The 15,102-nt window shown below is 71.9% G+C and carries 12 protein-coding genes and 1 riboswitch; of the genes, 2 read left to right on the top strand and 10 right to left on the bottom strand.

The annotated features are described in order from the left end of the window. Positions 1-52 precede the first annotated feature (52 nt). The 10 genes from ACFQV6_RS18810 to ACFQV6_RS18765 all read right to left on the bottom strand — a co-directional run bounded on the left by ACFQV6_RS18810 (position 53) and on the right by ACFQV6_RS18765 (position 11,551). Complete coding sequence (locus tag ACFQV6_RS18810; RefSeq protein ID WP_378028795.1) at positions 53-2,395, bottom strand: VWA domain-containing protein; 2,343 nt, start codon at positions 2,393-2,395, stop codon at positions 53-55. Positions 2,396-2,451: 56 nt separating this feature from the next. Then, positions 2,452-2,577, bottom strand: a riboswitch (cobalamin riboswitch). A 193-nt stretch (positions 2,578-2,770) separates the two neighbouring features. Beyond that, a complete protein-coding gene (locus ACFQV6_RS18805) occupies positions 2,771-4,072 on the bottom strand; it encodes an ABC transporter permease (RefSeq protein ID WP_378028794.1) in 1,302 nt (433 codons plus the stop codon). 8 nt (positions 4,073-4,080) lie between these two features. Then, positions 4,081-4,776, bottom strand: a complete 696-nt coding sequence (locus ACFQV6_RS18800) for an ABC transporter ATP-binding protein (protein WP_378028793.1) — start codon at positions 4,774-4,776, stop codon at positions 4,081-4,083. Beyond that, entirely contained in the window at positions 4,776-6,068 is a 1,293-nt protein-coding gene (locus tag ACFQV6_RS18795; RefSeq protein WP_378028792.1) for a peptidoglycan-binding protein, read from the bottom strand. Before ACFQV6_RS18795 ends, ACFQV6_RS18800 begins: the two co-directional genes overlap by 1 nt. Then, a complete protein-coding gene (locus ACFQV6_RS18790) occupies positions 6,065-7,039 on the bottom strand; it encodes a hypothetical protein (RefSeq protein WP_378028791.1) in 975 nt (324 codons plus the stop codon). The genes ACFQV6_RS18795 and ACFQV6_RS18790 overlap by 4 nt, the downstream gene beginning before the upstream one ends. A 106-nt stretch (positions 7,040-7,145) precedes the next feature. Next, positions 7,146-7,577 carry a hypothetical protein gene (locus ACFQV6_RS18785; RefSeq protein WP_378028790.1) on the bottom strand — a complete coding sequence of 144 codons (432 nt, stop codon included), beginning with the start codon at positions 7,575-7,577 and terminating at the stop codon, positions 7,146-7,148. Positions 7,578-7,776: 199 nt separating this feature from the next. Next, positions 7,777-9,342 (bottom strand): gluconokinase, encoded by a 1,566-nt coding sequence (locus ACFQV6_RS18780; protein WP_378028789.1) that lies wholly within the window; start codon positions 9,340-9,342, stop codon positions 7,777-7,779. A 34-nt stretch (positions 9,343-9,376) separates the two neighbouring features. Next, positions 9,377-9,874, bottom strand: a complete 498-nt coding sequence (locus tag ACFQV6_RS18775) for an SRPBCC family protein (RefSeq protein WP_378028788.1) — start codon at positions 9,872-9,874, stop codon at positions 9,377-9,379. Then, on the bottom strand, positions 9,871-10,170 hold the full coding sequence (locus ACFQV6_RS18770; protein ID WP_378028787.1) for an ArsR/SmtB family transcription factor: 300 nt from the start codon (positions 10,168-10,170) through the stop codon (positions 9,871-9,873). The genes ACFQV6_RS18775 and ACFQV6_RS18770 overlap by 4 nt, the downstream gene beginning before the upstream one ends. A 97-nt stretch (positions 10,171-10,267) precedes the next feature. Continuing rightward, positions 10,268-11,551 (bottom strand): citrate synthase, encoded by a 1,284-nt coding sequence (locus ACFQV6_RS18765; protein ID WP_378028786.1) that lies wholly within the window; start codon positions 11,549-11,551, stop codon positions 10,268-10,270. Positions 11,552-11,724: 173 nt separating this feature from the next. Here ACFQV6_RS18765 and ACFQV6_RS18760 point away from each other — a divergent pair, with 173 nt between their 5' ends. Both ACFQV6_RS18760 and ACFQV6_RS18755 read left to right on the top strand, forming a co-directional pair. Beyond that, the gene (locus ACFQV6_RS18760; RefSeq protein WP_378028785.1) at positions 11,725-12,585 is read left to right on the top strand and encodes a universal stress protein; all 861 of its coding nucleotides are present in this window, start codon (positions 11,725-11,727) and stop codon (positions 12,583-12,585) included. Between the two features lie 111 nt (positions 12,586-12,696). Further along, entirely contained in the window at positions 12,697-15,030 is a 2,334-nt protein-coding gene (locus tag ACFQV6_RS18755) for a putative bifunctional diguanylate cyclase/phosphodiesterase (protein WP_378028784.1), read from the top strand. The last annotated feature ends 72 nt before the right edge of the window (positions 15,031-15,102 follow it).

The following is a 15,102-nucleotide window of genomic DNA, read 5'->3' as shown; positions in this document are numbered from 1 at the left end:
CTCCGCCCACCCCCTTGCGGTGGTCAGGCTTCAACCCTTACGGGCTGGAGCCTCAGGCCGCGCGCCGGTAAGCCCGGTCTTCCGGATCCGCCGTGGTCGCCGCGGGGGTGGCGCCGGGGGTTGCCGCGGTTCGCTGGCTGGTGACTGCCTCGAGTTGGTCGAGGGGCATCACGTCGGCGTTCAGCGCGGTGGCCAGGCGGCGAGCCTGACCGAGACGGATCGGGCCCGACTCGCAGTCGACCACCACTGTGGACACGCCGGTGAGTGCGGGCGCCATCAGTACGGGGTCCGGGCCGCTCGTCGACCGGCCGTCGGTGACCAGGATCAGCAGCGGGCGGCGGCGCGGGTCACGGCGGCGTTCGGTGGCGATCGTGGTGGCCGCGGTGCGCAGGCCCGCGGCGAGCGGGGTGCGCCCACCGGTACGCAGCGCCGCCAGCCGCATCACCCCGACCTCGTGGCTGGACGTCGGCGGGAGTACCACCTCGGCCCCAATTCCCCGGAAAGTGATCATCCCGACCCGGTCCCGCCGCTGGTAGGCGTCCCGCAGCAGCGACAGCACCGCCGTTTTAACGAGCGTCATCCGCTTGCGAGCGGCCATCGAGCCGGAGGCGTCCACGACGAACAGAACCAGGTTCGCCTCCCGCCCGACATGCACTGACTCCCGCAGATCGCGTGGCTGCACCCGCACCACCGCACGCCCCGCACGCCCCGCACCCCCTTCATCCCCGGCACGGTCCAGGGCTGCGCGGTCCAGGGCTGCGCGGTCCAGGCCGGCGCGTTCCAGGCCGGTGCGTTCCAGGGCTGCGCGGAGGGTGGCGGGCAGGTGGGGGGCGCCGGAGAGTTTGCCGCGGGGGGTGCGGCTGCCGACCACGCGGCCGCGGCGGGCGAAGGCGGGAGAGCGGCGCCCGGCGTGGCCGCCCTCGCCGCGGGCGGAGATGCGCAGCGTGCGGGTGCGGTAGGCGGCACCGGCACCGGCCGCGGCACCCGCCTTCTCCGGCTGGGCGGGCTGATCGGTGGGGGCCGGGTCGGGACCGTCCGGGGATTGGCTGCTGAGGTCCGTACCGTCGGAATGCGAGCCTGCGCCCTGCGGCCCGGCGCCGTCACTCGGGCCTTGCGGACCGCCTCCGCCATCGGGTGGTCCGTCGCCCTCCGGGTCGGGATCGTCATCGTCGCGACGGTCGTCGGCGGCCCGGCGTTCGGCTTCGGCGCGACGTTCGGCTTCGGCGCGGCGGTCATCCTCGGCCTGACGTTCGGCTTCGGCGCGGCGGTCGTCCTCGGCCTGGCGTTCGGCTTCGGCGCGGCGATCGTCCTCGGCCTGGCGTTCGGCTTCGGCCAGGGCTTCCTCGAGTTTCTGCTCGTCGGTGCCGGGTGGGTCGAGGGGGTCGGTGCGGCGGCGGTGCGGGAGGGCGAGGCGGGCGGCGTCGCGTACGTCGCCGGCGGTGACCGTGGGGCGGCCGTGCCAGGCGGCCAGGGCTACCGCGCAGCGGGCGACGACGATGTCGGCTCGCATGCCGTCGACGCCGTAGGCGAGGCAGACGCGGGCGATGCGGTCCAGTTCGGTGTCGGGCAGCGAAACCGCGGCGAGCCGGGCGCGGGCGGCGGCGATGCGGGTGGCGTAGTCCTGCTCGGCGGGGGTGAAGCGGGCGGCGAAACCGGCCGGGTCGGCCTCGTAGGCGAGGCGGCGGCGCACCACCTCGGCACGCTGGACGGCGTCGCGGGGCGCGGCCACGGTGACGACCAGCCCGAACCGGTCGACGAGCTGGGGGCGGGGCTCGCCCTCCTCCGGGTTCATCGTGCCGACCAGCATGAACCGGGCGGCGTGCTTCACCGAGACACCGTCCCGCTCGACGTGCGCCCGGCCCATCGCGGCGGCGTCCAGCAGCAGGTCGACCAGGTGGTCGGGAAGCAGGTTGACCTCGTCGACGTAGAGAACCCCACGGTGTGCGGCGGCGAGCAGGCCCGGCTCGTAGGCTTTGACGCCGTCGCTGAGCGCCCGCTGCAGATCGAGCGTGCCCACTACCCGGTCCTCGGTGGCGCCGACCGGCAGCTCGACCAGGGTCGCCGGCCGCGACATCCGCCCGCCGGCCCCGTTCCGCGAGGCCCCGTCCGTCGTGCCGGTGCCGTTTCGGGAGGGCCCGGACGGCGCGTCGGCGTCGTGTGGGCCGTCGGGGCAATCGGGGTCGGGGGCGCCGGGGTCGCAGGCGAACCGGCAGCCGCGCACCACGGCGACCTCCGGCAGCAGGCCGGCGAGGGCGCGGACCACGGTGCTCTTGGCGGTGCCCTTCTCGCCGCGGACCAGCACCCCGCCGACCGCCGGGGAGACGGCGGTGAGCAGCAGTGCCAGGCGCAGGTCGTCGAGGCCGACTACGGCCGAGAACGGGTACGGGCTCGTCACGGGTGGATCCCTTCCGGCGGGTGTCCACGCCCGCGCGTCGGTGGCACGAGCGGCAGGAGTCTCCTGACTCCCGGATCGACGTTTCCCGCTCGCCTTCCGGCCGATCAGGGCCGTGGCGCTGGGTAGCGGGTCGCTCCCCGGTCACAGTGGCGGGACCGTCCCGGACTCGCACCGGGTTCCTCCGCAACCGCTCGCCGGTCACTCTTTCCTACGGCACGGCTGATCGTCAACGCACCCCCGCCAACAGTGGCTCCCGTCGCAGCGCCCAGGCCCGCGTGCACCACCGCAGCGCGCGAGCCGCCCCCGCCACGGCGCTCGGGCCAGGGCCGGCGGCAAGGCGCGGGCCAGGGCCCCTGTCGCAGACGCGGCCCGGGCTCACCGCCGCAGGGCCTCGACCGGCTCGATCGTGGCGGCGCGCACCGCCGGATAGGCGCCCGCCAGCATTCCCGTGATCGCACCGACCAGCGGCGCCGGCAGCACGGTCACCGGGTCCAGCACCACCGTCCACTCCTGGTGCAGGGCGACCGCCAGCACCACACCCACCCCCAGCGACGTGCCAATCAGCCCACCGAGGGCCCCCAGCGCCGTCGACTCGCACAGGAACTGGACGGCGACATGTCTGCGCCGCGCGCCGAGCGCCCGCCGGAGACCGATCTCGCCCACCCGTTCCATCACCGCGACCAGCGTCGTGTTGGTGATGCTGACCGCACCGATCACCAGGCAGATCCCGGCCAGGGCCAGAAAGAGCCCGGACAGCTCGGTGCTCACGCCGTCCCGCAGGCTGCGCGGGTCGGGCGGCGCCACCGCCCGCAGCACGCCGGCCCGGTCCGGCCGCAGAGCCACCGGGGCCTGGCGAGCGATCAGCCCGGCCGCGCCCAGCCGCGTCTCGATCACCATCCGGGCCGGGTTGGAGACCGGGTCGGGCGGCGGGTAGAGCCGTTCCGCTGTGGTGCGCGGGAGAAGTACGCCGAGGAGCAACTCGGGCAGGCGCCGGGTGTCCGAGATGATGCCGACCACGGTGAACGCCGCACCGTCGATGAACACCGCGGGACGGCCGCTGAGCTGGTGGATGTTGAGCCGCCGGGCGGCGGCCGCACCGAGAACGGCAACCGGTTCCCCGCGGCTGTCGTGAAAGGCGTCGTAGAGCCGCCCGGTGCTCACGGTGCTCTCCACGGCACCGAAGACACCCGCCGAGGCGGCGTAGACCGGCAGGTCACCGGCGTTGGCCCGGGACCCGGCGGCGACACCCGGCGAACCGGCGATCACCGGGTTCCGCAGCGGCACCTGCCAGTAGACACCGGCGGCCTCCGCACCGTTGAGCGCGGTGATCCGCCGATCGGCATCCGCCGGAAAGTTGATCTCCGCGGCGGCACCCGCGGACGCGGCAGCACCCGCGGCGGCAGCACCCGCGGCGGCAGCACCCGCGGCGGCGGAATCGGCCGGGGCGTCGGCGGAAGCACCGGTATCGGTGACCGTCACGGTCGTCTCGGCCAGCGCGTCGAACCGCTTGCTGATCTGCCCGGTGGCCGTCGAGGTCAGCCCGAGCACCGCAACGAACGCACCGACACCGAGGACCGTGCCGATCGTGGTCAGCACCGAACGGGCGGGCCGCTGCAGCACCCCGGCGACCGCCTCGGCAACCAGGTCGAGCAGCCCGAAGACCGAGCGCTCAGGCACCGCCCGCCTCACGGCACGGCTGCGATCGGCGTGCCGTCCGAGATCAGCGTCCCGTCGACGATCCGCACCAGCCGCCGCGCCCGCCCCGCCACCGCCGCGTCGTGCGTGATCACCACGATGGTCAGGCCCGCCGCGTGCAGCTCGTCGAACAACTCCATCAGCCGCTGGGACGTGGCCGAGTCCAGGTTTCCGGTCGGCTCGTCGCACAGCAGGATCGCGGGTTCGTTGACGAGCGCACGAGCGATCGCCACCCGCTGCCGCTCCCCGCCGGACATCGTGGTGGGCATCGCGAACGCCCGGTGCCCCACACCCACCCGGCCGAGGGCCGTCAGCGCGAGCCGCCGGCGGTCGCGGCGCGGCGCACCGTTGTAGACCTGGGCCAGCATCACGTTCTCCACGGCGGTGCGGTGCGCCAGCAGATGGAAGGACTGGAAGACGAAGCCGATCCGCCCGCCGCGCAACGCCGTGCGGTCGCGTTCGCTGAGCCCCGCCACGTCGATCCCGTCCAGCCGGTAGACGCCGCTCGTCGGCCGGTCGAGCAGCCCGAGCAGGTTGAGCAGCGTGGACTTGCCGGATCCGGAGGGCCCGACGACGGCCAGGTAGTCACCCCGCTCCACCACCAGCGTGGCGTCGTGCAGCGCGGTCACCGCCGGCGGCCCCGGGTGCACGCGGCCCACCCGGTCCAGGTGCAGGACCGCGGTCATCAGCCGGTGCCCCCGTCCGCGCCGGTGACCACCCGGTCGCCGGCGCGCAGCGTCCCGTCGACGGCCTCGACCGCCACCATGCCGGCCGCCGACACGCCCGGGATCACCTCGACCTGGGACTGTCTGCCGTCGGCCGCGACGACGGTCACCGTGGTGCGCCCGTCGGCCGACGACGAGACGGCGGCCTCGGGCACGGCGAGAACGTCTCCGTCGCTGCTGGCGGTGGTCACCGTGATGCGCAGGTCCTCACCTTCGAGGGCGGAGGGCCAGCCGCCGCTGCGGGTGACGCGTACCGGAAGGTAGGTCTTGTCGTTCTGGGTGACGCGTTTGCCGATGCTCTCGATGGTGCCGTCGCTCTCGTAGCCGGTCACCTCGGAGCTGACCTCGACCGGCATGCCCGCCTCGATCAGCTGCTCCGACTCGGGGCCGAGCTGACCGATCAGCGAGAGCCCGCCGGACGTGAACGAGATGAGCGGCACCGCGACCTGGTCACCGACGCGGGCCGGCAGGGCCGAGACCTGGGCGGGCAGGCTCGGCAGGAAGGCCACCTCGGACATCGGGACCATCGGGTCGAGACGTGGCTGCGCCGGTCCGGCCTCCGGGGCCGCGGGGGCCTGCTGGGTGGGCCGCGCCGACGGGTTCGCCGGCGGCTGTGCGGCGGGTTCACCATCAGTCACCGGTACGGCGTAACCACGTGCCTCGTAGAACCGGCGTACCGCACGCTTCGTACCCTCGCCGAAGTAGCCCTTCCGGTCCCCGCTGCGATATCCCAGGTCACGCAGCGCCGACTGCAACTGGGCGATGTCCTTGCCGGTCTGCCCCGGCAGCATGTCCCGGTAGGCCGGAAAGGCGCCCTCCAGCGCGTAGACCGGCCGCTCGGAGACCTCGACCAGCACCTTGCCCGCCTTCACCCGCGCACCCGCCTTGGTCTTCACCGCGGTGACGATCAGCAGGCTGCCGCCGGCACCGTTGGCGGTGCGCGCGACCGAGATCGGCGTGAACGGGAACTGCCGCCCGCGGGCCGGCTTGCCCCGCATGGCGACGGTGGTCTGCAGCGTCTGCTCGACCACCTCGGCGGTGAGCAGGCTGGCCTCCGGCGCCTCGGTCTCGGCGGCCACCTGCTGCGGGCTCTTGATCCGGGTGGCCAGGATCAGGCCGGTGGTGGAGACCAGCGCGGCGACCAGGGCCACGGCCGTCAGCACGCGCTGGCGCCGGGCCAGCGGCGACCGCGGTGTCTCCTCGTGCGTCTCCGGTGCCGTCTCCCGCGTGTCCGGTCCGGCCGTCGTGCTCACTGCCCGACCACGGCCGCGGCGCGCTTCACCTTGGCGTCCCGGTCGGTCTTCGCGGTCTGCAACTCCTGCACGTGCCGCTCGATCTGCTCGCGCTGGAAGTTCACCTCGTACGCCTGCCACACCTCGAGAACCCGGTGCTCACGCTTGCACGTGACATCGGTCCTGGCGACCGTGATCTCCTGCGCCGAAACCGTTCGCGTGGCGGTGTCGAAATCGCCGCCGGCCTCCATCGGCATCGGATAGTCGAAGCCCTTCGCCTTCATGCAGGCGGACCATTTCCCGAAGACGTCGGCCACCGCCGGGTCGTTCACCGAACGGTCGTAGGAGTCGCGCGCGATCTGCGACACGATGTTGTTCTCGCCGAGATTCCCGTCGGGGCTCAGCGCGGTGTTCACCTCGCCCTGGCATCCACCTTTCGGCAGCGCCTTTCCGGCGGTGTCGACCGGCGCTTTCTGGCCGGCCTGGAGGTTGCCTTTCAGCACCAGTTTCAGCGCCGCGGAGGAGCTCACGCTCTTCTCCTTCGCCACGTCGACAGCCGGGCGGGTGCCGTTGACGTCGGACGGCGAGTGGTATCCGTACTTCGCCGCGGCGGTCATGTCGGACACGCCGTACCGGCGCTTGTTGCCGTACATCCCGAGGTCCTCGACGAGCGCCGCCTCGCGCTTCTTGTCGCGGTCCAGGTCGAGCGGTACGTCGAAGCCGAAGCGCTGGATGCAGGTGCGCACCAGCATCTGCCGGGCGCGTTCCACGAGGGAGCTCTGCGGGAGGGTGAGGGCGTAGTCGTCGATCGGCAGGATGACCTCACCGTCGGCGGCGCGCGCGGGCACCGCCGGCTGCCCGGCACCGGGCTTGCCACTGTCGGCCCCGCCGGGCGCGGCGTCGCCGGAACAGCCCGCCGCGAACGCGGTGACCAGCAGAAACACCGTAGCGATCGACGCCGCGCGCCGGGGGCGCGACAACACCTGAGCCATGGTCGGTGATCTCCCTCGAGGTTGCTAGATTGGCCGGCACCGGTGCTGTGCCCAGTTCCGATGGGCACAGCACCGGCCGTTTTCACGCCGGATACCGGCGCGAGCCTCAGATGATCTCGGCCGAGGCCCCGTTGTTCCAGGTGTAGTAGAGCTGGCCGGCGTTGCCCGGCGGCAGGTAGTCGTAGTTGCCGCCGCGGTTCACGTAGACCCAGCTGTAGCCGGTCAGGGCGAAGCTGTCGTTGGCCATCGACGCCGCGTTGTTCCGCACGACGACGCCACTACCGTCGCCGGAGCCGAACCGTGCGTTGTTCAGGTTGGCGACGTAGCCACGCATGCTGTACAGCGCACCGCCGAGCGAGCCCCTGTAGTAGAAGCAGAGCAGACCCGAGGAATTGCTGCAGCTGGCCGGAACCGACCACGAATTGTTGGTGATGTTCCTGCTCGCGGCGGTCGCCGGAGCGACAGTGGCGAACAGGCTCGCGGTAATCGCGAGAAGGGTTGCCAGCACCAGGCCGGCAGACCGCTTCACAGAAGCCATTCACACCTCTTCTCACAGGCACGTGAGAAGACGACACAATTTCTCAATTTGAGCCCCCGCTCACGTACCGTCCGAAATGGATCGGCGCGCCACGGTCACTCTGGCACCCATCGATCTTCACCGCAAGACCCGCCCGGTTGCGGAACATCGACGATGATCATCTCGGGGCCCACCCCGGCGGCGATCGCCGGAGTGGGCGCTAGGAGCGGACCGCCTTCTCGGTGGCGGGCAGCGGCTCGGGGGCGATCTTGTCGAGCTCGGACACCACGTCGAGGACGGCGAGGGCGGAGCGTTCCACCAGGGGACGCAGGCGGCGGTAGAGGTCGGCCGCCTCCGGGTCCGGGCGGGTGTGCCGGCCGGTGGGAACGAGGGCGGCGGACCGGTCGAGGTCGGGCAGCTCGCCGAGGGCGTGCCAGCCGAGCAGGCAGGCGCCCAGGCCGGTGCCCTCCGGGGTGTCGGCGACCGAGACCGGCAGGTTCAGCGCGCCGGCGAGCACGTCGACCCACAGCTGGGAGGCGACCGCGCCACCGGTGGCCCGGATCTCGGTCAGCTCGATGCCCTCGGCGTCGAACGAGTCGCGGACCAGCGCGAGTTGCTGGCAGACGCCCTCCACGGCGGCGCGCACCAGATGCGGCCGGCCGTGCTCGCGGCGCAACCCCAGGTAGGCCCCGCGCATCCCGGACCGCCACCACGGCGCCCGCTCCCCCAGCAGGTACGGCAGGCAGAGCAGTCCCTCGCTGCCGGGCACCACCCCGGCGGCCTCCTCCAGCAGCGCCGCGTCGCGCTCGTCGGCGTCCTCGCCCTCGGCGCCGGGCCGCTCGAAGCCGGACGCGAAGCTCTGCGCGGCCCAGCGGATCACCGAGCCGGCGTTGTTCACCGCGCCACCGATCACCCAGCGGTCCTCGGTGAGCGCGTAGCAGAACAGGCGCCCGGCGGTGTCGTTGGTGGGCCGGTCGACGACCGTACGCAAAGCGCCGCTCGTGCCGAGCGAGACAGCCGCGACACCCGGCGGGGTCGCGCCGACACCGAGGTTCGCGAGCGGCCCGTCGGCGGCCCCGATGATCAGCGGAGTGTCCGCCGGCAGCCCCGCGGCCGAGGCGACCCCGGGACGCAGACCCAGACGGGTCACGGTGGGTACGACCTCGGCGAGCTGGTTCACCCGTACCCCAGCGATCTTCACGGCCTCGTCGTCCCACCGCCGCGAGTGAATGTCGTAGAGGCCGGTGCCCGAGGCGACCGACAGGTCGACGAGGAAGGGCGCGTCGCTGAGCGCGGCGACGATCAGCTCCTTGACCCCGCCCCAGCGTGGCGTGCCGCGCAGCGTCTCCGGATCGTTCTCGGCCCACCAGGCCAGCTTGGTCAGCGGTGACATCGGGTGCACCGGCGTGCCGGTGCGGGCCTGCAACTCGGCCGCGCCGCCCGACGCCACGATCCGCTCCTGCTGCTCCGCGGACCGCCCGTCGGCCCAGGTGATCACCGGGCCGAGCGGGCGACCGGTCTCGTCCATCGGGACCAGCGCGTGCAGGAAGGCGCTGAGGCTCACCGCGACCACCCGGTCACCGCGCCGCGCGCACTCGGCCGCCACGTCGGTGAGCGCCTTGACCGCCGCGGCGGTGAGCTGATCGGGGTCGAGCTCGGCGCGGCCCGGCCCGGGCACCGAGAGTGGATAGTGCACGCTGGTCACCGCCCGCAGTTCGCCGGCCGCCCCGGCGGCCACGCCCTTGGTCGCGGTGGTCCCGGTGTCGATCCCGATCACGACGTCCATGCGTGCCCTCCTCGATGCGGCTGCTGCGTCTCTCCTACCCGGTGAACATCTTCGCGTACCGGTTACGCAGATCTTCCCAGCCGTGCTCGCGCGCCGCCTCGCCACGGATTGCCACGACCGGCTCGCCCGCCAGCAGCCGCTCCAGGGTGTCCGCGCAGAGGTGCCAGCCGGCCGCGACCATCGCCTCGATGCCCTTCTCCGCGGAGGTGTGCCGCAGGGTGAGCCGGGTGCCGGTGCCGGACGCCTCCAGCTCCCAGCGCAGCAGGTCGTCACCCCAGGTGTGCTCCAGCAGGTGGGGCGGCTCGGCCGCCAGGACGGTGCAGGCCATGGGGGTACGGTCGTCGCCGTCCACCATGGTCAGGGTCACCGCGCCGGGGGTGCCGAGATCCCGGTCGGCGGTGAACGGCGCCCACCGGTCGAGCCGCTCCGGGTCGATCAGCGCGGGCCACACCTGCTCCGGCGGTTTGCGCAGCTCACGGATGAAGACGAGGGTCCAGCGGTCGCCCGCGGGCACCAGTGTCGCTTGGGTCATGACTCCTCCAGATGGCGTTCCAGCGCGTCGAGGTGGTGTGTCCAGAGCCGCCGGTAGGGCGCCAGCCACGCGTCGAGCTCGCGGAACGGGCCCGGCTCCAGCCGGTAGATCCGCTGCTGGGCCCGCACGGTGGCGGTGACGACGCCGGCCTCGCGCAGCACCCGCAGGTGCTTGGAGACCGCCGGCTGGCTCATGCCGAGCGCCTCCACCAGGTCGCCGACACTCGCCGCGCCGGTGCGCAGCACGTCGGCGATCCGGCGGCGGGCCGGTTCGGCGAGTACTTCCAGGACGTCCACGCCCTGAGCATTCCCGCCAGGTTATATGCCTGTCAAGGCATGCACGGCGGACAAAATTGCCCCGCCGGCTTTCCGGCGGGGCAATTTCGCGGATATTTCAGCGCTGTTCGACAGGCACGAAATCCCGGACCGGCGCACCGGTGTAGATCTGCCGCGGGCGGCCGATCTTGTTGGCCGGGTCCACCATCATCTCGCGGTACTGCGCGATCCAGCCGGGGAGCCGGCCGATCGCGAAGAGAACGGTGAACATCTTCGTCGGGAAGCCCATCGCCTTGTAGATCAGGCCGGTGTAGAAGTCGACGTTCGGGTACAGCTTGCGGGAGATGAAGTAGTCGTCGGAGAGGGCGATCTCCTCGAGCTTGAAGGCGATCTCCAGCAGCGGGTCCGGCGTGTCCAGGGTGGACAGCATCTCCTGGGCGGCCTTCTTCACGATGGCGGCGCGCGGGTCGTAGTTCTTGTAGACCCGGTGGCCGAAGCCCATGAGCTTGACGCCCTTTTCCTTGTTCTTCACCCGGGTGACGAACGCGTTGACGTCTCCGCCGTCCTTGCGGATCTGCTCGAGCATCTCGAGCACCGCCGCGTTGGCGCCGCCGTGCAGCGGGCCGGACAGGGCGTTGATGCCCGCCGACACCGACGCGAACAGGTTGGCCTGCGAGGAGCCGACCAGCCGCACGCTCGACGTGGAGCAGTTTTGCTCGTGGTCGGCGTGCAGGATGAAGAGCATGTCGAGGATCTTCGCGACCTTGGGATCGACGTTGTACTGCACGGTGGGCAGGCCGAACGTCAGGCGCAGGAAGTTGTCGACGTAGTCGAGGGAGTTGTCCGGGTACGGCAGCGGGTGGCCGATCGACTTCTTGTAGGCGTACGCCGCAATCGTCGGAAGTTTCGCCATCAGGCGGATTGCGGAGATATCGACCTGCTCCTCGTCGAGCGGGTCGAGCGCGTCCTGATAGAAGGTGGAGAGCGCGGTGACGGCCGAGGAGAGCACCGCCATCGGGTGCGCGTCGCGCGGGAAACCGGAGAAGAAGGTGCGCATCTCCTCCTGGAGCAGGGTGTGCACGCGGATCCGGTCCGCGAAGTCACGCAGCTGGGCGGAGGTCGGCAGTTCGCCGTTCATCAGGAGGTAGGACACCTCCAGGAACGTCGACTTCTCGGCCAGCTGATCGATCGGGTATCCCCGGTAACGGAGGATGCCCTGGTCACCGTCGATGTACGTGATGGCCGACGTGGTCGACGCCGTGTTCACGAACCCCTGGTCGAGGGTGACGTAGCCGGTCTCCTTCAGCAGAGCACTGACGTCGATGCCGCCCGGCCCGTCGACGGCCTTGCGGACCGACATCGACAATTGACCACCCGGATGGTCGAGCTTGACATCCGTCATGTATTTCCCTCACTTCACCGGCAGATGTCTCGAAGATTTTGCCGTTCACCGTAAACCCTCAACCTGAATGGGTCATCAGGCGGCCACCCGTTGAGGCATTGGTCACCAGTACGTATGGACCGTTGCGCCATAGACAATGGTCGGTATATTGCCGCCGCGTTACGGGAGGACCCATGCAGATCCCCGCTCAGGGACCGGTGGTGGTGGGCGTCGACGGGACCCCGGCCGCCCTCGCAGCCGTGCGTCTGGCCGCTCGGGAGGCAGTCTCCCGCGGCCGGGATCTGTTCGTCGTGCATGCTTTCACCTGGCCCGATCCGCGGCCGGGAGCCGGTGGCACCGACTACGCCCCGGCCCGCCGGGCCGCCTCGCGCGTCCTGGATGAGGCGGTCGCCACCGCCCAGCGTTCCACACCGGGCGTCCACGCGCGTGGTCAACTCCTGGATGGGCTGCCGGGACCGGTGTTGTTGCGGCTCAGCCGTGGTGCCGTCCTGCTCGTCATGGGTACCGGCGACCGGACCGGGACCGACGGGCTGTCACCCGGCTCACCCCTGGTCCAGGTGGTCGCGCGGGCCTGGTGCCCGGTCGCGGTGGCCCGCGGTACACGGCCGCCGTCCGGGCCGGTGCTCGCCGCTGTCGACGGCTCGGCCTGCTCGCTGCTCGCGCTGCGTTTCGCGGCCGAGGAGGCGGCGCGGCGCGGTGGCGCGGTGCACGCCGTGCACGTGGCCAGGGAAGGCGGCCGGGCCGCCGCGGACCATCTTCTTGACGAGGCGCTCGCGGCAGTGCCGGACATCACCGGGGTACGCCGGCGCGTGCTGGTCGGCTCTCCGCAGGAGGCCCTGCTGCGCGTGTCCCGCAGGGCCGGGCTGCTCGTGCTGGGACCCCGGGGTTCCCGGGCGAGATCACGCCTGGGCACGGTCGCCGGTGAGGTGCTGCGCCACGGCAGCGGCCCGGCCGTGTTCGTGCACGGCCCGCGTACCCCGGCCCGCCGGGTGCCACCGCCGCCGGGGCGGCCCGCCGGGGCCGTACGCGGCTGAAGCAGCTTCCGGAAGCGAGGCAGTTCCCGGAAAGGAAGGTCGCACGACGTGCCCGGATTGCTACGGTTGATCCCGACATAGGTATTCGGGTAGATCGGAAGGAATGCCCCGGTGCGGTCCGTGCTTCCGCCCGCGATCGCCCGCCGGCTGTGGCAAGCCATGGCCGCGGGTGGCGTTCTGGCCACAGTGCTCTACATGCTGTACTCGTCGTCGGCCCTCGGCACGGTCAGCTTCCTGCTGCTCGGCGTCGCCGGCGTCACGGCGTGCTTCTTCGGGCCCCGCCGGTGGGGTGCCGAGCCGCCCACGGCCTGGCTGATGATGGGCGTGTCGGCGCTGTTCTTCCTGATCGGCGTGCTGATCCGGCCCACCGTCACCGAGATGGCCATGCCGGCACCGCTGATCGCCGACGTCGCCAGCTTCAGCGGGTACGTCCTGCTCGCCGTCTTCCTCTCGATGCTGCTGCGCAGCCGCAAGAGCGTGGACCGGCACGCGATAATCGATGGACTGATCGTCTGCCTGGCGACCGGCCTGACCAGCACCCTTCTGCTGGCGCTGCCCGCCGCACAGGTGGCGAACCGGCCGCCGGCGCTCTCGATCATCCAGGGGCTGTACCCGCTTCTCGACGTGATGGTGCTCCTGCTGATCGTCAACCTGACCTTCACCGCGAAGACCTGGCCGATCAGCCTGCTCTGCCTGACCGGCGCGCTCGTCGGGATCTTCGTCGGGGACGCGGCCTACGCGATCGAGGGCGTGAAGGGTCTGATCTACGCCTCGCCGCTGCTCAACGTGCCGTTCCTGCTGGCTTACACGGCCATGGGAATGAGCGCGCTGCATCCGTCCGTGGTGGAGATGAGCCGGGCATCCCGGCCGCCGGTCCAGGCCTGGTCCTGGCAGCGGATGGCCTTGCTGCTGCCGGCCCTGGTCCTCCCGTTCGCCCTGCTGCTGACGTCCGGCTCGGACGGCGGCCTCGAGCGTTTCCTGATCGCCCTCATCGGTTCGGCGATCGTCGGCCTGCTGCTGCTCCGCGCCAAGTCCGCGGTGCGGGCGCAGGTCGCCGCCCAGCTGCACTCGGAACACCAGGCCATGCACGACCCGCTGACCGCACTGCCCAACCGGACGTCGATGTCGGCCGAGATCGAGCGCCTCGTGACCGTGGTGGAGCCGGAGGGCACCGACCGGGTCTGGGTCTACATGCTCGACCTGGACGGCTTCAAGTGGGTCAACGACTCCTGGGGACACGACACCGGTGACCAGCTGGTCATCGAGGTCGGGCGCCGGCTGCGCGCCGCGGTGCCGCAAGCCATCCCGGTGGCCCGGGTCGGCGGCGACGAGTTCCTGCTCACCTTCGTCGGCGAGAAGGGCGGCGCGCTGCGCCTGGTCGACGACATCCGCGGCTGCTTCGCCAAGCCCTTCCCGGTACGCGACACCGAAGTGGTGATCAGCGCGTCGATCGGCATCGCCCACGCGGCCGGCGACCCGGCCCGCGCCGCGGTGACCGCCGAGGCCCTGATGCGCGACGCCGACACCGCCATGTACCGGGCCAAGGGTGAGGGGCCGGGCCGGTCCACCATCTTCGACACCTCGATGCACGCCCAGGTCCGGGAGCGCATCGAGCTCGAGGTGGCGCTGCGGGCGGCACTCGCCGACGACCAGCTGTACGTGGCGTACCAGCCGATCGTGCGCCTGGAGACCGGCATCCCGGTGGGCGCCGAGGCGCTGGTCCGGTGGGTGCACCCGGAGCGCGGCTCGATCCCGCCGATGACGTTCATCCCGATCGCCGAGGACGCCGGCCTGATCGGCAGCATCGGCACCTGGGTCCGCAAGGAGGCGCTGCGCCAGCTCGGCGTGTGGCGTTCCGAGGGCGTGGTCAGCGAGGACTTCTACCTGTCGATCAACGTGTCGCCGCGTCAGCTCACCGACCCCGAGCTGCCGCTGATCGTGTCCGGCGAGATGCTGCGGTACGGCGTACCGTCGCAGTGCGTCGCGCTGGAGATGACCGAGTCGGTGATGGTCGACGGTTCCAGCGTCACCTCCCGGGTGCTGTTCGAACTGCGCGAGCTCGGCGTGAAGCTGCTGGTCGACGACTTCGGCACGGGGTTCTCGGCGCTCGGCTACCTGCGCCGCTTCCCGGTCACCGGCGTCAAGATCGACCGGTCGTTCGTGACCGGGCTCGGCGTGAACGTCGAGGACGACGAGATCGTGCGTGCTGTCGTCGCGATGAGCCACGCGCTCGGTCTCAGCGTGATCGCCGAGGGTGTCGAGACGCCGCTGCAGCGCGAGGCCCTGCACGCGGTCGGCGTCGTCAACGGGCAGGGCTGGCTCTGGGGTGCGGCGGTGACGGCGCCGGAGTTCTCCGAGCGCTGGCGGCGCAGCGCGATCGCGGCGGCCGAGATCGCGCAGATCGAGGCGGCGGACCTGGGGCGGCACCGGCGGACCGCCGACTGAGCTTGTTCTCCGGGCCCGGCTTGCTCTCCGGGCCCGGCTTGCTCTCCGGGCCCGGCTTCCTTTCGTGGCCCG

This window comes from Actinoplanes sp. GCM10030250 (assembly GCF_042666575.1).
Classification (GTDB): domain Bacteria; phylum Actinomycetota; class Actinomycetes; order Mycobacteriales; family Micromonosporaceae; genus Actinoplanes.
This window is presented reverse-complemented; position numbering and strand designations above follow the sequence as displayed.

Coding starts and splice junctions, on each gene's coding strand:
- ACFQV6_RS18765 (WP_378028786.1), bottom strand. CDS start 11,551: ATGACGGATGTCAAGCTCGACCATCCGGGTGGTCAATTGTCGATGTCG.
- ACFQV6_RS18775 (WP_378028788.1), bottom strand. CDS start 9,874: ATGACCCAAGCGACACTGGTGCCCGCGGGCGACCGCTGGACCCTCGTC.
- ACFQV6_RS18785 (WP_378028790.1), bottom strand. CDS start 7,577: ATGGCTTCTGTGAAGCGGTCTGCCGGCCTGGTGCTGGCAACCCTTCTC.
- ACFQV6_RS18790 (WP_378028791.1), bottom strand. CDS start 7,039: ATGGCTCAGGTGTTGTCGCGCCCCCGGCGCGCGGCGTCGATCGCTACG.
- ACFQV6_RS18760 (WP_378028785.1), top strand. CDS start 11,725: ATGCAGATCCCCGCTCAGGGACCGGTGGTGGTGGGCGTCGACGGGACC.
- ACFQV6_RS18800 (WP_378028793.1), bottom strand. CDS start 4,776: ATGACCGCGGTCCTGCACCTGGACCGGGTGGGCCGCGTGCACCCGGGG.
- ACFQV6_RS18780 (WP_378028789.1), bottom strand. CDS start 9,342: ATGGACGTCGTGATCGGGATCGACACCGGGACCACCGCGACCAAGGGC.